This is a genomic window from Clostridium sp. AF19-22AC, from assembly GCF_003479085.1.
Taxonomy (GTDB): domain Bacteria; phylum Bacillota; class Clostridia; order Lachnospirales; family Lachnospiraceae; genus Faecalicatena_A; species Faecalicatena_A orotica.
Genome location: NZ_QUGN01000025.1, coordinates 49,183 through 69,133, shown reverse-complemented (window position 1 = coordinate 69,133; position 19,951 = coordinate 49,183). Strand labels below are relative to the sequence as shown.

General features: G+C 46.2%; 14 protein-coding genes. 8 read left to right on the top strand and 6 right to left on the bottom strand.

The window, feature by feature from the left end:
• The first annotated feature begins 3 nt into the window (after window positions 1-3).
• From DWX43_RS21950 to DWX43_RS21915, 8 genes are all read left to right on the top strand, one after another.
• Complete coding sequence (locus tag DWX43_RS21950) at window positions 4-1,050, top strand: V-type ATPase subunit (protein WP_118621873.1); 1,047 nt, start codon at window positions 4-6, stop codon at window positions 1,048-1,050.
• Entirely contained in the window at window positions 1,047-2,993 is a 1,947-nt protein-coding gene (locus tag DWX43_RS21945; RefSeq protein WP_118621872.1) for a V-type ATPase 116kDa subunit family protein, read from the top strand. The genes DWX43_RS21950 and DWX43_RS21945 overlap by 4 nt, the downstream gene beginning before the upstream one ends.
• A 14-nt stretch (window positions 2,994-3,007) precedes the next feature.
• Entirely contained in the window at window positions 3,008-3,439 is a 432-nt protein-coding gene (locus DWX43_RS21940) for an ATP synthase subunit C (protein ID WP_118621871.1), read from the top strand.
• 1 nt (window position 3,440) lies between these two features.
• Window positions 3,441-3,749 carry a V-type ATP synthase subunit F gene (locus DWX43_RS21935; protein ID WP_109732835.1) on the top strand — a complete coding sequence of 103 codons (309 nt, stop codon included), beginning with the start codon at window positions 3,441-3,443 and terminating at the stop codon, window positions 3,747-3,749.
• Between the two features lie 81 nt (window positions 3,750-3,830).
• Window positions 3,831-4,418, top strand: a complete 588-nt coding sequence (locus DWX43_RS21930; protein ID WP_242996190.1) for a V-type ATP synthase subunit E — start codon at window positions 3,831-3,833, stop codon at window positions 4,416-4,418.
• A complete protein-coding gene (locus tag DWX43_RS21925; protein WP_118621870.1) occupies window positions 4,411-6,177 on the top strand; it encodes a V-type ATP synthase subunit A in 1,767 nt (588 codons plus the stop codon). Before DWX43_RS21930 ends, DWX43_RS21925 begins: the two co-directional genes overlap by 8 nt.
• Before the next feature lie 15 nt (window positions 6,178-6,192).
• Window positions 6,193-7,569, top strand: coding sequence for a V-type ATP synthase subunit B (locus tag DWX43_RS21920; RefSeq protein ID WP_118621869.1), 1,377 nt, complete (start codon window positions 6,193-6,195; stop codon window positions 7,567-7,569).
• A gap of 68 nt (window positions 7,570-7,637) precedes the next feature.
• A complete protein-coding gene (locus DWX43_RS21915) occupies window positions 7,638-8,264 on the top strand; it encodes a V-type ATP synthase subunit D (protein ID WP_109732832.1) in 627 nt (208 codons plus the stop codon).
• A gap of 46 nt (window positions 8,265-8,310) precedes the next feature.
• Here the strand turns inward: DWX43_RS21915 and DWX43_RS21910 are convergent, their stop codons facing one another.
• From DWX43_RS21910 to DWX43_RS21885, 6 genes are all read right to left on the bottom strand, one after another.
• Window positions 8,311-9,348 carry an SIS domain-containing protein gene (locus DWX43_RS21910; protein WP_118621868.1) on the bottom strand — a complete coding sequence of 346 codons (1,038 nt, stop codon included), beginning with the start codon at window positions 9,346-9,348 and terminating at the stop codon, window positions 8,311-8,313.
• A gap of 20 nt (window positions 9,349-9,368) precedes the next feature.
• Window positions 9,369-10,319: a BadF/BadG/BcrA/BcrD ATPase family protein gene (locus DWX43_RS21905; protein WP_109732830.1), complete on the bottom strand. Its 951-nt coding sequence runs from the start codon at window positions 10,317-10,319 to the stop codon at window positions 9,369-9,371.
• A 1-nt stretch (window position 10,320) separates the two neighbouring features.
• On the bottom strand, window positions 10,321-11,529 hold the full coding sequence (locus tag DWX43_RS21900) for an AGE family epimerase/isomerase (RefSeq protein ID WP_118621867.1): 1,209 nt from the start codon (window positions 11,527-11,529) through the stop codon (window positions 10,321-10,323).
• A gap of 13 nt (window positions 11,530-11,542) precedes the next feature.
• Window positions 11,543-12,697 carry an ROK family transcriptional regulator gene (locus DWX43_RS21895; protein ID WP_109732828.1) on the bottom strand — a complete coding sequence of 385 codons (1,155 nt, stop codon included), beginning with the start codon at window positions 12,695-12,697 and terminating at the stop codon, window positions 11,543-11,545.
• 296 nt (window positions 12,698-12,993) lie between these two features.
• A complete protein-coding gene (gene glgB, locus DWX43_RS21890) occupies window positions 12,994-14,919 on the bottom strand; it encodes a 1,4-alpha-glucan branching protein GlgB (RefSeq protein WP_118621866.1) in 1,926 nt (641 codons plus the stop codon).
• A 144-nt stretch (window positions 14,920-15,063) separates the two neighbouring features.
• Window positions 15,064-18,858, bottom strand: a complete 3,795-nt coding sequence (locus DWX43_RS21885; protein WP_330582302.1) for a hypothetical protein — start codon at window positions 18,856-18,858, stop codon at window positions 15,064-15,066.
• Window positions 18,859-19,951 lie beyond the last annotated feature (1,093 nt).

The window sequence follows — 19,951 nt, the reverse complement described above, 5'->3', positions numbered from 1 at the left end:
CCTATGGGGAATCTACTTGTTTACAGCGGGATTGTGACGAAAGTCCGGGCTATGGAAGCAAGGCTTTTGAAGCCGGAGCAGTTTGAAGAGATTGCAAATCTCCACAACGTGCCGGAAGTTGTCTCCTACTTGATGGAGAATTCTTCTTACACAGATGTTCTGGATGAGATTGACGAGGCCAGGCTCCACCGCGGTGACATTGAGAAAATCCTGATCCAGTCACTTTATCAGGACTACACCAAGATATACCGCTTCTGCAGTCTGGAACAGCGCAAGTTCCTGCAATTATATTTAAAGCGTTACGAAGTAGACCTGATCAACTACTGTTTTCGTATCGTTATCAACCACTACGCCGAGCCGTTCGACTTGAATTACAAGAAACCATTCTTTGACCGTTATTCCCAGATATCCATTGAGAAGCTGATCACTTCCCGGACGACGGATGAACTGGTCGAGAATCTGAAGGGCACGGAATATTATGAACCGCTTAAAAAGCTGCGGGACACCCAGTCAATCACATTGTTTGATTATGACCTGACACTTGACTTATATTATTTTTCTACCGTATGGAAAGAGAGAAAAAAGGTTCTAAAAAAGAAAGAGCTGGAGATTTTCACCCGTGATTGCGGCGCCAAGATCGACATGCTGAATCTTCAATGGATCTACCGCGCAAAGAGATATTACGATATGGCACCTGCTGACATTTATTCCCTTCTGGTTCCGATCCATTACAAGATTTCCACGGATCTGGTCAAGGAAATGGTTGAGTCTTCTAATAAGGAAGAATTTTACAGCGCCATGCGCAAGACATCCTATTCCCGCCACTACGATTTTGGCCAGAACCTGACGATTGAACAGATGTATGCGGAATGCCTTTATCATCTCTACACCGTGGACAGGAGGCGCAATCCTTACTCCATCGCCACGATTAATACGTATTTATTCCTGAAAGAAGAAGAGCTTAAAAAGCTGACGACCGCCATAGAGTGTATCCGTTACGGCCTTACACCAGGTGAGACGCTGGCATACGTTGGAGGTAGAACTCAATGATAGTTAAAATGAAATTCATCAACATCTCCGGCCCCAGAGGTGACATAGACCGTGTTACGGACCTGTACCTGTCGCGATATGAAATCCAGCTGGAATCTGCATTATCCGAGCTGAAGACCGTAGACAATCTAAGGCCATTTGTTGAAATCAACCCATACCGGGATGCACTCAATAAAGCAATCCAGTTCGTAGGATACCTGCAGAATGCAGACGAAGTCGAACCGGACGTTTCCCTTGGGCTGGACGATATGTTCGAAGTTGTAAGAACAGCCAACCATGACTACATGGAACTTCAGGACAAGAAGGATAAACTAAAACGCAAGATCGATGATCTTCGTAAGAAACAGCAGATTATAGCGCCTTTCAGGCCTCTGGACTGTGAATTGAGCCAGATTTTGAAATACAAATACATCACATACCGTTTCGGGAGAATCGCCATAGAATTTTATCATAAGATGGACAAATATCTGATGGACGATCTCGGCGCTATCTTCGTGGAAGGTGAGCGTGATGAAAGCTATGTATACGGTGCTTACTTTGTATCCCCCGGAGAGGCCCAGAAGGTGGATGCCGTGTTCCGGTCCCTGCACTTTGAAAAAATAGAACTCCCGGAGGAATTTCAGGATACGCCCGCGGATGAATACCGCAGGATTGTAAAAGCCATTTACAACACAAACCAGGAAATCGAAGAACTGGACAAACAGGCCGGTGAAATGCTTTCCGGGCGTGCACCGCAGCTGATTGCTGCAAGAAACCGTCTGGAAGAGCTGGCGAATAACTTTGATGTCCGCAAGATGGCGGCACGCATGGAGGATAAGAAGGAAGATTATTACATCCTCTGCGGCTGGATGGCAGAAGATGATATTGAAAAGTTTCTGCATGAGATCAAAGATGATGACAAGGTTTTCGTTGTTGTCGAGGATGACCATGATACTTATTTCGGTGAACCGCCGACCAAACTGGAGAACCCGAAGATCTTCAAGCCCTTCGAGATGTTTGTCCAGATGTACGGGCTGCCCTCCCATGATGAATTTGACCCGACTGTGTTTGTAGGCCTGACCTACTCATTCATATTCGGAGTCATGTTCGGGGATGTGGGGCAGGGACTTCTTCTGTTAATCGGGGGAGGCCTGATCTACTACTTTAAAAAGGCGCCGCTGGCGGGGATAATTTCCACAGCCGGTATATTTTCCACAATTTTCGGTTTCATGTTCGGCAGTATATTCGGATTCGAAGACGTTATAAAGCCACTCTGGCTGAGGCCCATCGACCATATGACCACACTGCCGTTTATCGGTAAGCTGAACACCGTATTTATCGTGGCGGTCGCATTTGGTATGGCTGTCATACTCGTGGCTATGGTTCTTCACATTGTCAACGCAGTCAGGAGCCATGATATGGAGAATATCTGGTTTGATGCAAACGGCGTTGCCGGACTCGTTTTTTATGCATCTGTCGCTGTAACGATCGTATTATTCATGACAGGACATAAGACACCGGGCGGAATTGTCATGGCAGTCATGTTTGGTATACCGCTTTTGTTAATTTTATTAAAGGAACCTATCACAAGAAAAATCCAGAAACGTGCTGACCAGATGGAAGAAAGCGCAGGTATGTTCTTTGTACAGGGCTTCTTCGAACTATTTGAAACACTGCTCAGCTATTTTTCCAACACGCTGTCATTTGTGCGTATCGGCGCATTTGCAGTCAGCCATGCAGCAATCATGGAAGTTGTCCTGATTCTGGCAGGTGCGGAGAGCGGGTCACCGAACTGGGTGGTCATTGTACTCGGGAACTTGTTTGTATGCGGTTTTGAAGGGCTGATCGTAGGTATCCAGGTACTTCGTCTGGAATATTATGAGATGTTCAGCCGTTTTTATAAAGGAAGCGGAAGAGCTTTTGATCCATATACAAAAAAATCGAAAAAATCTAAGAAAAAGTAGGGAGGACCTTAACTATGAATTTAGCAACAAAAATCATTCTTATCGCAGCTTTAACCTTAAGTATCATCATTCCATTCGGATACTATTTAATCGGAGAAAAGAACAAGAAACGTTATAAAAGAACGATTGGTGTAAATGCCTTCTTTTTCTTCGGTGCTTTTGTCCTTGCATCCATCATGATGCTCGGCAGCAAAGTAGAAGCAGCTGACACAGCAGCCGCTGCCGCTTCTACAGCAACAGGACTTGGCTATCTCGCAGCCGCTCTGGTTACCGGTTTATCCTGTATCGGCGGAGGTATTGCCGTGGCAAGTGCAGCAAGCGCTGCCCTTGGCGCTATCAGCGAAGATTCCAGCGTACTTGGTAAGTCCCTGATCTTCGTAGGTCTTGCGGAAGGTGTATGTCTGTACGGACTGATCATCTCCTTCATGATCTTAGGTAAACTGTAAGATGAAAATGTATCTGATCAGTGATAATGTTGATACCTATACAGGAATGCGTCTTGCAGGCGTGGACGGAGTTGTCGTCCATGAACGTGATGAGCTGCACACAGCCCTTCAGGATGTCCTGCAGGACAAAACCGTAGGCATCGTCCTCCTGACTGAAAAACTGGGACGCGAGTTCCCGGACATCATTGATGAATTCCGTCTGGAGAGGAAGATGCCTCTTCTGGTTGAGATTCCTGACAGGCACGGAACCGGACGTAAGAAAGACTTTATCACATCCTATATCACAGAAGCAATCGGACTGAAGCTGTAGCCAAAGGGATTCCATCCGGATCACAGATGCATCAGTTTCAAAAATTGACAGTTTAAAGAATAAATGAAGGAGGTACCCCTCTTGACCCTGGAAGAAAAAATCGCACACTTACAGACAACCTCCATGGAGGAGGCGAGGGCTGAAGGAAACGCCATCATCGACACCTACCGTGAAGCGTTGGAAAAAGTATTACAAGATCATAAAGAAGAGGCGCTCCGCCAGTCTGAGACCCGTATCAAGGCCGAAACAGTCAGCGCCAAGCAGCAGTTAAATCAGGCTATGGCCAGGTCCCAGCTGGAGTTAAAACGCCGTCAGGGAAAGGTTCAGCTGGAGTTAAAGGATAAGATCTTCGATGAAGTGAATGATCTGGTCAATAAATTTATGGAAACAGAAGCTTATGAGGATTATCTGATCAAATGTATCCAAAAAGCAATCTCTTTTGCCGCAGGTGACCCGATGGTTATCTATATCAACCCGTCAGACGAAACACGCCGTTCCGATCTGGAGGACGCAACCGGCACAAGGCTTACAGTCAGTGCTGAAGATTTTACAGGTGGTATCCGTGCAGTCATCCGGAACCGTAATATTTTGATTGATAACTCATTTAAAACAGCCCTGCGCAACGAATATGATAAATTTATTTTTTTAGGAGGTGACGGCGTTGCTTAATACTGGAACAATTTACGGAATCAACGGTCCCGTCATCTATCTGAAGGGCAACACGGGCTTTCGTATGTCCGAGATGGTATATGTCGGCAAAGAAAAGCTTGTCGGCGAAGTTATCGCTCTGGACAAAGACCTGACTACAATCCAGGTTTACGAAGAAACAACAGGGCTTCGCCCTGGTGAGGAAGTGGTGGCCTCCGGCAACGCAGTATCGGTTGTCCTTGCTCCGGGAATCCTGAATAATATTTTCGACGGTATCGAACGCCCGCTTGAGAAAATCGCAGAATCCGGCGGGGCATTTATCACCCGCGGTGTCAGTGTAGACTCCCTCGACCGCACAAAGAAATGGCAGACACACATCGTAGTCTCAAAGGGTGATTATCTCCACGGCGGAGATATCATAGCGGAAGTCCCCGAGACACATGCAATTACACATAAATGCATGGTTCCCCCTGATTTGGAAGGAAGAGTTGTCGATATGGCAGAAGACGGGGAATACAACATCGATGAAGTTCTGGTTACTCTTGAACTTTCCGACGGCACCTTAAAGAAACTGACCATGACACAGCACTGGCCAATCCGCGTGGCGCGTCCGACGCATCACCGTTTTCCGGCATCCACACCACTGATTACCGGGCAGAGAATCATCGATACCATGTTTCCAATCGCGAAAGGTGGTACGGCCGCAGTTCCCGGAGGCTTCGGTACCGGCAAGACAATGACACAGCACCAGATCGCCAAGTGGTCGGATGCAGATATCATCATCTACATCGGCTGTGGAGAGCGTGGGAATGAGATGACACAGGTTCTGGAAGAGTTCGGACAGCTGACTGACCCCCGTACAGGAAATCCTCTGATGGACAGGACTACTCTGATCGCGAATACATCCAACATGCCTGTGGCCGCCCGTGAAGCCAGCATCTATACTGGTCTGACACTGGCAGAATACTACCGCGACATGGGCTATGATGTAGCCATCATGGCCGACTCCACCTCCCGGTGGGCAGAAGCCCTGCGTGAATTATCCGGGCGTCTGGAGGAAATGCCTGCCGAGGAAGGTTTCCCGGCATATCTGGCATCCCGCCTCTCCGCATTCTACGAGAGAGCAGGCATGATGCACAACTTAAACGGAACTGACGGCTCCGTCACCATCATCGGTGCGGTTTCCCCGCAGGGCGGTGACTTTTCCGAGCCTGTCACACAAAATACAAAACGTTTCGTGCGCTGTTTCTGGGGTCTGGACAAGAGCCTTGCGTACGCGAGACATTTCCCGGCGATCCACTGGCTGACCAGCTACAGTGAGTATCTCGGTGACCTTGCCCCCTGGTATCAGGACCATGTTTCACCGAAATTCGTGGATTACCGCAACCGCCTGATGGCCCTTCTGAATCAGGAAAGCAGTCTTCTGGAGATTGTAAAACTGATCGGAAGCGATGTGCTTCCCGATGACCAGAAACTGGTACTCGAAATTTCCCGTGTCATCCGGCTCGGTTTCCTGCAGCAGAATGCGTTTCATAAGGACGATACCTGCGTATCAATGGAAAAACAGTTTTTAATGATGGATATTATTTTGTATCTTTATAAACAATCACGTGCACTCGTCACGATGGGGCACCCGATGTCAGTACTGAAGTCAGAAAACATTTTCGATAAGATCATTTCCATTAAATATGATGTGCCCAATGACAGGCTGGAAATGTTCGCACAGTACAGGCGTGATATCGATGCCTTTTATCAGCGTGTGCTTGAAAAGAACGCGTAAGGAGGGGATTACCGTATGTCAATAGAATATTTAGGACTCAGCAGTATTAACGGCCCCCTGATCGCATTAGAAGGGGTCCAGGATGCCTTTTTCGATGAAATCGTAGAGTTTGTCGTGGACGGCACTGAACGCAAAATAGGACGTATCGTAGAGATCTACGAGGACAGGGCAGTCATTCAGGTATTTGAAGGCTCTGAGAACATGTCTTTGAAGAATACACACACACGCCTGACCGGGCACCCGATGGAGATTGCACTCTCACCTGAGATGCTGGGCCGTACGTTTAACGGAATCGGCCAGCCCATCGATGATCTTGGACCGATCACATCCACACTGAAACGTGATGTGAACGGACTTCCTTTAAACCCAGTCATGAGAGAGTATCCACGAAACTATATCCACACTGGTATATCCGCAATAGACGGTCTGACGACACTGATCCGCGGGCAGAAGCTTCCGATCTTTTCCGGAAACGGACTTCCCCACGACCAGCTGGCAGCGCAGATTGTAAAGCAGGCTTCCTTGGGGGAGAACTCCGACGAACAGTTTGCCATCGTATTCGCTGCAATGGGCGTAAAGCATGATGTGGCCGACTTCTTCCGCCGGACCTTTGAAGAAAGCGGTGTGGCGGACCACGTTGCCATGTTCCTGAATCTGGCAAATGACCCGGTTGTAGAGCGTCTGATCACTCCGAAAGTAGCTCTTACCGTAGCAGAATATCTCGCATTCGAAGAGAACATGCATATCCTTGTTATACTGACCGATATGACTTCCTTCGCCGAAGCCATGCGTGAGGTCTCCTCCTCCAAAGGAGAGATCCCCAGCCGTAAAGGTTTCCCCGGATACCTCTACAGCGAGCTTGCCACCATATACGAACGAGCCGGCATCGTACAGGGAATCAATGGTTCCGTAACCCAGCTTCCGATTCTGACCATGCCGAATGACGACATCACACACCCGATCCCTGACCTTACCGGTTACATCACAGAAGGCCAGATCGTACTGGAAAGAGAGCTTCACGGACAGTCCATCTATCCGCCGATCAACATTCTCCCGTCACTCTCCCGTCTGATGAAGGACGGTATCGGAGCCGGATACACAAGAGAAGACCATCAGGACCTGGCAAACCAGCTCTTCTCCGCCTATGCAAAAGTAGGTGATGCAAGAAACCTGGCATCCGTAATCGGTGAAGACGAATTGTCACCGATCGATAAAAAGTATCTCGAATTCGGTAAAGCTTTTGAGGAGCATTATATCGGCCAGGGACCAAACGAAAACCGCAGCATGGAAGAGACACTCAACCTCGGCTGGGAGCATTTAGGGCTTCTGCCTAAAGAAGAACTCGACCGTGTCGACACAAAGATACTCGATAAGTATTACCGGACTGCATAGGGGTCTGACCCCTTTGCACTCCGTTTTCAGAATATTCTGACTAATTAATTGTAAGAAGGAGGAGTTGCATGGATCCGCGTACCTTCCCTACCAAAGGAAACCTGATGCTTGCCAAGAATTCGCTTGCGCTGGCAAAGCAGGGTTATGACCTGATGGACAAAAAGCGTAATATCCTGATCCGGGAATTGATGGATCTGATCGACGAGGCCCGGGATATACAGGACGAGATCGACACCACGTTCACTTATGCGTATCAATGCCTTCAGCGTGCTAATATTGAACACGGTATCAATATGGTATCACAGCTCGCCTATACGGTGCCCATAGAAAACTCCATCACGATTCAGACCCGCAGTATCATGGGCACAGAAATCCCCCATGTCAAATATACTCCGGGTACCAAGACTCCAACCTACTCGTTCAGTACGACGCGTGAGTCTATCGATATCGCCTCGGAAGCGTTTCGTAAGGTGAAGGACTTAACGGTCAAGCTCTCGATGGTGGAGAACGCAGCCTACCGTCTGGCATCTAATATTAAGAAAACGCAGAAGCGCGCCAATGCCCTGCAGAATATCACGATTCCAATGTATACACAGCTTGTATATAGCATTACAAATGCCCTGGAAGAAAAAGAGCGTGAAGAATTTACACGTTTAAAAGTAATCAAGCGTATGAAACAGAGAAAAGGAGCCTGATCAGAATCAGTGCTCCTTTTTATATGCGTCTTTCTAAACTGTAGATTTAAAATACTATATACGGGTCCAGCCCTTCCGGCAGGTCCGGATTGCATCCTCTTACAATCGCCTTTTCATAAGCCAGTATCTGGATCACACTGATGAGCACAATCCCCCATGTCTCATACCGTACACTTTCCCCCGCAAAAATATGCAGGTCAGAACCATAAGTACTACTTTGGTCACAGGACACCGTCACAATCACCGCTCCCTTAGCCTTCAGGTCTTCCGCCAGATTTTTCTGCATCTCATTTTTACCAGGCTTTATCAAAACAATATCCAATGTTTCAGAATCATTCAGAACCATCGGCCCGTGCCTGTAATCCAAAACATTCGAATACCGGCCGGGAATTCTGGCAATCTCCGTAAACGCCAGCGCCCCCTCCTGTGCGATACCACACGGCACCCCGTCAGCAAGCACTGCCGCATTCTTCCAGCCTTTCTCCGCAATACGTGCCAGATCTGCCCTGTATTTCTTTTTCAGTGCCTCATTTTCTTCTATCGTAACCCTCAGATTATAGACAAGGTCCATGTCCTTTCCGTAAAATCCGGCCAGCATCAGAACAGCAGCGTATAAATTTGTCACTGTTCTTGTCTGGCAGACACTTTTATCGTAACACCAGTCCATGATCAGTTCCAGATCACTAAACTTTGACAGATCATTCTCCCGCAGCATGGAAAAACTGATGACCGGGCACTTATAATTCTCCTTAATAAACTCCACTGCCTTCACAATCTCTGTTGTCATTCCCGAACGCGACAAGGTGATCACAATACTGTCTCTCACGGACGCATCATAAAGGTCGCTGTTCAGGAGGAAATCGCCCCCTGCCACTGCTGCCGCAGACGTCCCCTCATATCTGGATAAAGCCCTTTGGGCGGATTTCGCCAGCATATAGCTGGAACCACAGCCCAAAATGATAAACTTTCTTTTCGGATTCTCTGAGAAAAACTGCTCGATTCTGGGCTTTTCTTCCATGAAGTACGCAAATGTATCTTTAAGGGCCTCATGCTGTGACATAATTTCCTTTTCTGTATAAAACATTCTTCTCCTCCCGCTGTATACTAACCCTGCATTTCTAAAACCGACATAATACTATCTAACTCTTGTTCCGTCTTCCCCCCTTGCTCTGCTGCCAGAAGCACGGCTCCCTGAGCCGGTGAAAAACGGGGTATCTGAAACCTGATTTTTTTCTCCTTAAGCTGTTCCTGCAGCGGCTTTAATACCAGATCTCCCGCATGGAACAGGCCGCCGGAATAAGAAACCGGTACTGTTCCTTCAAACTCTAACTTATCATAAACCGCACACACGATCAGGGCCAGCTCCTTTGCCGCCTCTTCATACATCCCCTGTGCCGCCGCATCGCCGTCCACGGCAGCCCGAAGCAGAATCTTCTGCAGTTCTGCTATTTTCGTCCGATTGCCTTTCAGCCTGTTATCAAAAATATCAATCAAATCAATATCGCTTTCCAGCTGAAAATGTTCCCGCATCAGATTCAAGAGACATCCTTTCTCCACTCTGCCGTCACTCTCTTTAGAAAACAATTCCAGTGTCCTCCTCCCGAGCCAGCCGCAGGACCCTTCATCTGAAAATACATCATTCCATCCTCCGGCACGTGCCGACTTCCTGTCTGCCCTCTCACCATAGGCAATTGATCCGGTCCCGGAAACCAGATTTATCCCTGGCTGCAGTGCAAGCGACCCTGCCCATCCTGCTGCACAGTCATTCACCACCTGAATCGGATGCCTGCTTATCTCACTCAATCTTCCGGCAAAAAGCGCATCATTCTCTCTCGATTCCCCCCAGTTCGGAAAAGCAAGGCAAATACTGACCTCTTCTTCAATCCCCTCAAGCATGCTGCCGATGACATCCTTCAGAAGAGTAATGCATTCCTCCATCCCGATCTGCTTATATGAAATCGTCCCGCTTCTTCTCCGGGACACTGTGCATCCGTCTTCCTGAACCAAAAGAAACTCTGTTTTTGTACCGCCCCCGTCTATCCCTAAAAAATACATTCTAATCCTCCATTTCTTTAAAAGCTTCCCATACGAATACCAGAGCCCTCACAAGGTGGAATGCACACTTCCACGGGGTTCCTTTATCGCTGTTCTTTACCTGGGCATCATATGTCAGGCGTTCATACCATTCACCATACTGGGCATCATAAAAATTTTCCCTGCAGTACTCATGCTGCTCCATAAACTGTTCCAGATAGAAAACATCTCCCGAGCTCTTGTACGCAATCGCATACGCAGCAAGCGCCTCTGCATTCGGCCACCACACCTTCTCATTCCACAATGAGTTCGTCTCTTTAAACCAGTCGATAGGTTCCGGGGTTTTCCCAAGTGCATCTGCATAGGAAATTATTCCACCGTCCTCCCTGTCCTTTCCGACCCGGTTGGCCCATCTGGCCAATTCCACGCCACGCCTTACTACCTCTTCATCCTTCAGCATCTCCCCGGCTTTTATGCAGAACCATGCAGATTCATGCATATGCCCCGGATTCACAAACCGGCCCTTGTCCGTATCCAGACAGATATCATTGTCCCGCGTCACCGCCTCGAAAATCACCTGATACTGATCACGGGCAAACCAGTTTTCAATCTTATCCACGCATTCACCCAGCAGCCTCTGCGTTCTTTTAAGCCCCAGTACCTCCGCGCAGGTTTCCGTCGCCGCGAGACAGATCAGGTACATATCATGCCAGATAAATACAGGGCTCCAGGTATTTTCATAGATGTCCTTGAATTCAGGGTCGAACATGTTCTGCTCCATTACATCGAAGCACTCACTGAGCAGCTCCATCCCCTCCTTCGTTCTTTCCACTTCTATTTTCAAATACTCCGCAACTCCCTGTATAATATGGAAATCCGAAAAAATAGAAACCGTCCCGCTAAGAACCCGCCCCCTTCTGTCAAGCATATAATTCCACCGGCCGTTTCCCGCGTATACATGCTTCACTAGAAATTCATACCCATGTCTGGCATTTACAAGCCATTCTGCCCTCTTTTCCACCTTATTATAAAGGAGTGCGTACACATATAGCTGACGCCCCTGAAACCAGCCGTATTTCTTATCATCTGTCAGATTCCCCTGCCTGTCAAAACAGGTCAGGTACCCGCCGCACTCCTTGTCAATACACCTTGCATCCCAGAAAGGCATCACCTCTTCCTGTATATGTTTTTTATAACAGGATGCAATCTCACCGCTCAACTTCCCTTCCATAGAACCCTCCAACTTATGATTTCCAGAGCATCACAATCTGCTCCTCTGCATAATCCAGTGCAACCCTGACGCCTCCAATCACCGGCGCATTCACTCCCAGCTTAGACACCACTACCTCAGGGACAAAAGGGCACACCTTCTCCAGAACCATTTTTATTTCGCAAAGGTACTCCTGAGTAAACGCCTCTGACATCCCGCCTAAAATCACGACTTCCGAATTCAGCATAAGGACCGTATTGGCAATCACAACGGCGATCTTGCGAATAATCTGTTTAACAATTACAGCTGCCTTTTCATCTCCTTTAGCCGCAAGCTTCTCGAGCTTTACGAGATCCAGATTCTCTTTGCCGGTATATTGTTTTAAACTCTTGTCACAGACGTCTCTCTCAAACCGCCCCGGACAGACAAATCCTTCTGTCAGCTCATCCTCCATACCTGCATAATATCCCAGCTCACCCGCCGCCATATTATGTCCCTTTAAGAGATACCCGTCTACAATGGCTCTGGCGGCAAAACCATCCCCATATTTGATATAAATAATATTCTGCTGGTCTTTCCCGTCGCCTTTTTCCCTTTCCCCCATCAGCGCCAGTTCAACGTCATTGACAATAATTGCCTTTACCTGATACTTACTGTAAATATACTCTTCCAGATCTACGTTCTTCCAGTCATCCAGATAGGCAGAAAAAAGGTCATTCAAATCGTTCTGCCCTGTAAGGGCCGGAACTCCAATCGCGATTGCTATAATCTTGACATCATTGTTCTTATCCTCAATCAGCTTATCAATCACATATTCCAGCTGGATCAGAACGCCCTGTGCCCCATGATCCATCGTAATCTCTTTTTCTTCCCAGTACAGCACGTTCCCGTATAAATCTGCAATTCCCCCGCGCACTTTCTTCGGCATCAGTTCTACCGAAATCACATAATAAAGGTCACCCTTATAACTGAGCTGTCTCGGTTTCCGTCCCAGACTCGTATCGTCACAGCCCGTCTCATAAATAATTCCGTTTTCAATCAAAGCCGCAACATTATTACTGACTGCCGGTGCACTCAGGTGCAGCCTCTTTGAGATCTCCTGTCTGGAAATACCATCATTATTCTTAATTGTATGTAATATGGAGAGCTTATTCCTGTCCCCTATATCTGTCGGGTTATAAACCTTCAATGCATGTCCTCCTTTTCTCCTACTCTTTCACAGAACCTGCCAGCATCCCTTCAGCCAGATACATCATTACTTTTGCTACAGCCGGTTAACAACGATACGAATAAAACAAAAGCAAACACCACAAAAACTTTTTTCATAACCTTCTCCTTTCAATATTTAACGTTGTTAATTAATATAATTAAATAATAACATAAATTATATGTTTGTCAATCACTACATCGCTATTTTGCCAACAAAAAAGGAATGGTAAATATCACCACTCCTTTTTTCCTGTTATATAATCTCTGAAATTTTCGTTAAAACTCGAAAACTGCAACCCCGTATCCCGGCAATGGATAGGCAAAGGAATAATTCCTGCCGTCGCATTCCTGCTTCACAGCCTTATAAATCAATGGACGCTCTTCCCCGCTGCCACCGTATCTGGCGTCATCGCTGTTCAGGATCAGCTTATACTGTTTCCTTCTCGGCACTCCGACCCGGTAATCCGGGCGTTCAACCGGCGTGAAATTACAAACAAACAAAAGATTCTTCTTCTTATCCTTAGAATGCCTTACAAAGCTGAATATACTCCTGAACGTGTCATCCTTATTGATCCATTCGAATCCGTCCGGATCATTATCCAGCTCATACAGGGCCTTATTCTTTTTATATAGATGCAGCAGATCACGGTAAAAATTCTGAAGCTGACGGTGAGGCTCTTCTGCAAGCAGATACCAGTCCAGCTCACGCTCTTCACTCCACTCGCGCAACTGGGCAAACTCCTGCCCCATGAAGAGAAGCTTCTTCCCCGGATGCCCGATCATAAATGCATATCCGGCCTTCAGATTGGCAAACTTATCAAACCCGACTCCCGGCATCTTATTAATCATAGAACACTTCAAGTGCACCACTTCATCATGGGACAGCACAAGAATATAATTCTCTGCATATGCATACTCCATCGAAAAACACATCTGGTAGTGTGCGTTCTTCCTGAACAGGGGATCCAGCTTCATATACTCCGTAAAATCATGCATCCATCCCATGTTCCATTTCAAACTGAATCCAAGCCCGTCATCTTCCGGAGCCCCGGTTACCTTTGGCCACGCAGTGGATTCTTCCGCAATCATCATCGCGCCGTGGTTTCTGCCAAGGACAACAGAGTTCAAATGTCTGAAAAACGCAATTGCTTCCAGGTTCTGGTTGCCACCATACTTATTCGCTACCCACTGGCCGTCCTGCTTGCCATAATCCAGATAAAGCATGGATGCTACCGCATCAACACGCAGTCCGTCGACATGATAGTGCTCAATCCAGAACAGCGCATTGGCAATCAGGAAGTTCTGGACTTCCGGTTTTGCATAATCAAAGATCTTCGTGCCCCAGTCCGGGTGCTCTCCCTTTTTCGGATCTGCATACTCAAAGACAGGTGTCCCGTCAAAGTCGGCGAGTCCGTGTGCATCCTTTGGAAAATGTGCCGGTACCCAGTCTAGGATAACACCGATCTTATTCCGATGAAGATAATTGATCATATATGCAAAATCTTCCGGAGTGCCATATCTGGCTGTCGGTGCATAATATCCCGTCACCTGATATCCCCAGGATCCGTCAAACGGATGCTCTGCCATCCCCATCAGTTCTACATGTGTATATCCCATCTCTTTAACATACTTCACGATTTCCTTCGCAAACTCGCGGTATGTATAGAACCCTTCATCCTCACGGCCCGGATGTCTCATCCATGACCCTAAGTGGACTTCGTATATAGACATCGGATTCACCCTGCAGTCCCACTTCTCCCGTGCCGTCATCCACTCGCTGTCTGTCCAGTCAAGGTGGGAGATATCCGTAATTCTGGACGCCGTACCCGGCCTCAGCTCCGCATAATTAGCAAACGGGTCTGCCTTGAATATCCGCTTGCCCTTCTCGGTCTCTATACAGTATTTATATAACTCGCCTTCCTTAACCCCGGGAACAAAACAGGTATAAATACCGACGGGATCATGGCGCTCCATATAATTTGCCTCAAAATCCCATTCATTGAAATCACCGACCACAGCTACACGTCTCGCATTCGGGGCCCAGACTGCAAAATAAACGCCTTCCTTTCCCCTTACTTTTACCTTGTGAGCACCAAGCTTCTTATAAATCTCATAGTGTGTGCCCTGCCCGAAGAGATATTGGTCCAGTTCCCCAATCTCATAAGGCTGCACCTTCTTTTGTACGGTCTTTGTCTTTCCCATAAGCCCACCTCACAAATCGTATTTTTATATGTACAATTATACTTGAAATAGAGTAAAAAGGAAAGAGAAATCCGCCGCATATAGGAAAATGAAATACATATGCAAAACAGGCAGATCCAAACGGGTCTGCCTGCCATAAAATTCTTAAATATTAAAATCTTTTTCTGACAGGATAATTCTGTCAGCGTCATCTGTATTTTTACCAAATACACGTTTTACAAGCTTCTTCGCAGACGCCTTCTGTGAATGTGCCATCGCCTCATCCATCACTTCCTTGACCTCTGCAACAGTTACTGCATGGTCTTCTCTCTGAAGCGTGTCAATCTTGCTGTAGAGTGCCAGGATTCCCATCTCATCGATCCGGTATCCATTCTCCTGTGCATAAGTCTGACCAAAAGTTACCAGCTCATCATTGATGAAAATCGGTACCTCAAGACGGCTTGTAAACTTTCTGCGGAACTCTCTGTTGGAAGAAAGCAGGCGGTCCAGAGGCTTTCTCTGCTCCTCCAGAACAATCAGCATCTCTCCGGTGTCCCGTTCCATTGCCTTATTCAGCCGGGCAACTGTCTTTTCATTCATCTTAGAAGCTTTTTCAATAATCAAAGCACCGCCGTATAATTTTGCGAAGATATCACCAATCTTCTTCTTATTCAGAGAATCACCGGTTACAATAGCGACCTTGCCCTGACGGATATTTCTCTGTTTCTGAATGGCTTTTACAACATCAACGGCCAGCACCGTCTTACCGTTTCCTTTATTACCGATAATCAGGAGATTTCCTGTTCTGGAAGTTCCCTCCCTGTTCGTGCAGTTGCGGTCCTGCTCCAGAACATCCACAAGCTGTTCGCTCATACCTCTTACCGGAACAAAGTAAGAGAACAATTTCTTCTGCTCATCTGTAAGGCCTGCCCTGGTTCCGATCCCGCTCTGAGCTGCAAGATCATAACGGCCATGAACTACAAACCCTGTATCTGATAAAGAGAGGGCATCTGAAATCTCATCCAGAGGGAGCGGAGAGGTCTTTCCTGTAGCAATCAGTTTCGCTGTTTCCTTACGGCTCAACGGCGTTGTAGCGGATAAAATGTCCATTCCGTCATCTTCATCCGGAATCTCCCTGTCATCCGGCTCGTTCGCATGCTTTGGATTCGGACGGAACTCTTCCTCGAAGCTCGCCTCTATATCACCATAATCCTCTTCATATCCATCTGCGGCATCATATTCGTCATCGGTATATTCTTCCTCTGCATACTCGTCTTCGTACTCATCGGTGTATTCTTCCTCCGCATACTCGTCTTCATACTCATCGGTGTATTCTTCCTCCGCGTACTCGTCCTCATACTCATCAGCGTATTCTTCCTCCGCGTACTCGTCCTCATACTCATCGGCATATTCTTCCTCCGTGTACTCATCCTCATACTCATCGGCGTATTCTTCCTCTTCGTACTCGTCCTCATACCCGTCAGCATATTCTTCTTTAGCATACCCGTCGCTGTACTCGTCAGCTGCTTCCTCCCCCGAGTACTCATCCTCATACTCACCGGTGTAGTCTTCAGCATACTCGTCTTCATATGCATCGGCATCAATCTCTTCCGGCAGGTCGTCCATATAGGTCTCGTCATCTGTAGCGGCCAGATAATCAGCAATATCATCTATCCTGAGCTGTTGTGTAATCGCCCCCATGTTATCGCGGCGTTCATCTCCCCTTCTCCTGATCGGACGCACCGGCTCCTCTTCTGGCTCTGTCGGCAGCACACCTTCAATCTCATCAATCATACGCTGGATATCAGGCGGCAAAATCGGCTCCGCCTTTTTCTTATTATCTCCCATGTCTACCTCTTCCGCCGACTCATTTTTCAAGTCATTCATAATATCCTCAATACTGAGCTGACCTTCTATTTGTTCTTCTTCTGCCGGCTTCTTACTTTCTGGTTTTATATTTTCTGCTGTTTCGACTTCTTCTATTCCTTCTTCACCCTCCAGCGCCTCTGCCATTTCAGGTACTTCCGGTATTTCAGGTGTTTCTGGCATTTCAGGTGCTTCCGTTATTTCTGACATTTCCGGTACTTCTGGTGTTTCTGTCTCAGAAGCAATTACTGGCTCAGAATCAGTTTCTAAAGAATCAGTTACTTCTTCAATCTCTTCTGCAGATTCTTCCGGAAATTCTTCATTCTCCTCCGGATATGGTTCCTCTTCTGGAAGTTCCTCCCCTTCCTCGAAATCTTCTTCCACAAGTTCTTCTTCAGCTTCGGGATAAACTACTTCTTCCTGAATATCTTCTGAATCCTCTTCACTCAAATCTTCTATATCTTCCAAATATTCTTCTGAAAGCGCTTCCTCTGGATAAATATTTTCCGTATACTCTTCATCAGGAAGTTCTTCCTCTTCTTCAGAGTATTCCTCTATATACGCTTCGGCTTCATCATAGTCATCTGCTTCTTCGGAATCCGCAAGCTCCTCTGCCTCTCCTTCTGGAAGTTCTTCAGCTTCTTCCAGATATTCTTCCGGAAGTTCTTCCTCTTCCAGATACTCCTCCGGAAGTTCTTCTTCCTCTACTAAATATTCCTCTGAAAATACTCCGGCCTCTGCAATATCTTCTTCAGAAATTTCCTCTTCCGACTCTTCATATGCTTCCTGAGTATCTTGAGATGTGCCAATTATTCCACCCTGAGCTTCCTCGATTTCTTCCAGAACTTCATCTGGAATATCCTCAAGTGCTTCGGTTTCATCAGGCTCTGATCCTACGCCCTCATCTTCATCCGGCAGCTCTTCCAATGGCTCTGCTTTTAGTTCTTCCAGATCGGAATCAAACCGGATTCCTTCTTTTTCTGGCTTTCCTGTGATTTCGTTAACCAGTTCCAGATCAATCACATTCTCAATCTCTTCTATAGCAGCCTCCAGCTCAGGCATTTCTTCTTCCTCATCCTCGTCCGGGTCTTCTTCAGCTTCCTCGGTGGTTGGATGGAGCAGGCTCTTCAGTGCATCCTCAAGCTTCATCCTGCTGCCAATGCCCTTTTCTTCCAGTTTCTTGACCGTTTCGTCTACCTCTGGCTCCTCTTCCGGTTCAGCATCCTCCGGCTCCTTTGCTGCTTCCTCCGGCCCAGTCTCCTCTGCGGTCTCAGGTTCTTCTTCCTGAACGTCATCATCGTCTGGTGTTTCTTCTTCAGAATCCTCCGGTGGTGCCTGATCGCCTAATTCTCTCTTACGGAGTATTTCACGTTCACGTTCTTTATCCAGCTCTTCCCTGTCCAACAGGGTATTTTCTTTCTCTTCATTACGCATCTGGTATTCAGATAAATCAGGAATCTCTACCGTCTCTGATTCCAGTTTCTCATATCTGCGGTCATACCTTTCCTGCTGTGATGGTGTAAGCTGCTTATACTGCATCTTTAACTCCATCGCCTTATAAACAAACTTGCCTTCGCTGAACCAGAGTATCAGATCATCACATTCTTCCAGGCATTCCGCCGTCATTCCCGCTTCCTGATATAATTTGGCAAGTTCGAACGCCCACTCTTCAAGATACTCTGCCTTTTTAAACTCTTCAAGTGCTTCGATCTGCTGTTCAATCGGAGCTCTCCGGGCCCTTAAAATCTTATATTTCAGAATATGCTGATTCGGATCCTTTGGCGCTACCTGAATGAAGTCATCATAATAATCAATCGCCTCATCAACATTTCCGGTCTTAAGTGCCAGTGTGCATAACCTGTAAAGCACTTTTCTGCTTCCTTCTGCACGATGATAAGCAATATTCAGAACTTCATAGCTCTTCTGATAATCTCCGTTTTTCTCATAGATATCACTGACATTCGTCAGCATCGTAGCGTTTCTGACTCGTTTCCAGTCAATGGCATCCGCAATCTCCGCTGCCCTGTTGTATGCACCGTTTTCCATAAGTTCAAGCATCTGTTCTGTCTTTAACTTATATTCGTACTTATCCACTGCACTCACCTCGTAATGTAATATTATTTATACTCTCCAAGCACCCCGTAATTCATGCCCCGTCGGCAGTAAACATCTTAGGATTTCTGAAAATCACAAGTCATTTACCGTACCTGTTTATTCACTGACTTCGGGCGGGCGTGCAGTAAAGGCTGCACGATATTGTATACGCACACTTTGAGATAATTCTGTCCTTAGTTTACCATAAGCACTTCTCAATGTCAAAAAAATGCATCCTCAATTGACATTGAAGATGCATTTTAAGATTTATTTAATTTTTTCATTCTATTTATTTTATAAATCGGAGGAATGTTTTGATTTATGTTCCTGTAAGACCTTTACCTCTTTGTTAATTGATATTTCAGTCTGTTCACTAAGACTGGCTTATTAAACCTCCTGTCTTACAATATAACAAATCGATGAATAACTAGAATCCATTCCCTTTCGTTCCTGGTATCCGTTCATATTTCAAAATATAACCTTGAGTTATTCATCCTATAACCGTTCAGCTTCCGCAGTATTGTTTAACAATATTCCAAAAACTTATTTAGCTATTTCTTCTATAACTGTGTATATTTTTTATGAACTGACATCCTTTTTCATGTTTCTTTACACATTACTAGGAATTCTGTTATATGTGGTATCTATATTCAATACGTTTGCAAATGGTTAAATCTTTTTATTATCATCCAGCTTTTACGAACTCTCCGATCAATTCCTTTTCATTCATCTTTTACTGGATTCCTTTATCTTTTAATGGTAAAGGTCTCTTCTTCACAGGAACTTCCATCTGCCGTACCACTAACATATTGAATTATAACTGATGTTAAATTGTCCATTGGACCTCTGCCTCCTTAAGCTAGTATTTTAATCCATCTGAACATTTTTATTTATGTTCAATAGATAATATCCTTTGAGATGTTTTTTATTTTTGTATCTCTTTTGGATTGACTTTATCTTAGCATATGAGTTTTTATTTGTCAACACATTTTTATTATTTTAAATAAATAAATTTTTAATTGTATTATTTGTATATAATTATCTGATTATTAATACATATGATAGTATTTAACGTGCATCTCCACATCTAGAT

What these genes read in the sequence shown, in the direction of transcription:
- DWX43_RS21920 (WP_118621869.1), top strand. Translation starts at nt 6,193, where the DNA reads ATGTCAATAGAATATTTAGGACTCAGCAGTATTAACGGCCCCCTGATC.
- DWX43_RS21940 (WP_118621871.1), top strand. Translation starts at nt 3,008, where the DNA reads ATGAATTTAGCAACAAAAATCATTCTTATCGCAGCTTTAACCTTAAGT.
- DWX43_RS21935 (WP_109732835.1), top strand. Translation starts at nt 3,441, where the DNA reads ATGAAAATGTATCTGATCAGTGATAATGTTGATACCTATACAGGAATG.
- DWX43_RS21915 (WP_109732832.1), top strand. Translation starts at nt 7,638, where the DNA reads ATGGATCCGCGTACCTTCCCTACCAAAGGAAACCTGATGCTTGCCAAG.
- DWX43_RS21900 (WP_118621867.1), bottom strand. Translation starts at nt 11,529, where the DNA reads ATGGAAGGGAAGTTGAGCGGTGAGATTGCATCCTGTTATAAAAAACAT.
- DWX43_RS21910 (WP_118621868.1), bottom strand. Translation starts at nt 9,348, where the DNA reads ATGTTTTATACAGAAAAGGAAATTATGTCACAGCATGAGGCCCTTAAA.
- DWX43_RS21945 (WP_118621872.1), top strand. Translation starts at nt 1,047, where the DNA reads ATGATAGTTAAAATGAAATTCATCAACATCTCCGGCCCCAGAGGTGAC.
- DWX43_RS21905 (WP_109732830.1), bottom strand. Translation starts at nt 10,319, where the DNA reads ATGTATTTTTTAGGGATAGACGGGGGCGGTACAAAAACAGAGTTTCTT.
- DWX43_RS21950 (WP_118621873.1), top strand. Translation starts at nt 4, where the DNA reads ATGGGGAATCTACTTGTTTACAGCGGGATTGTGACGAAAGTCCGGGCT.
- glgB (WP_118621866.1), bottom strand. Translation starts at nt 14,919, where the DNA reads ATGGGAAAGACAAAGACCGTACAAAAGAAGGTGCAGCCTTATGAGATT.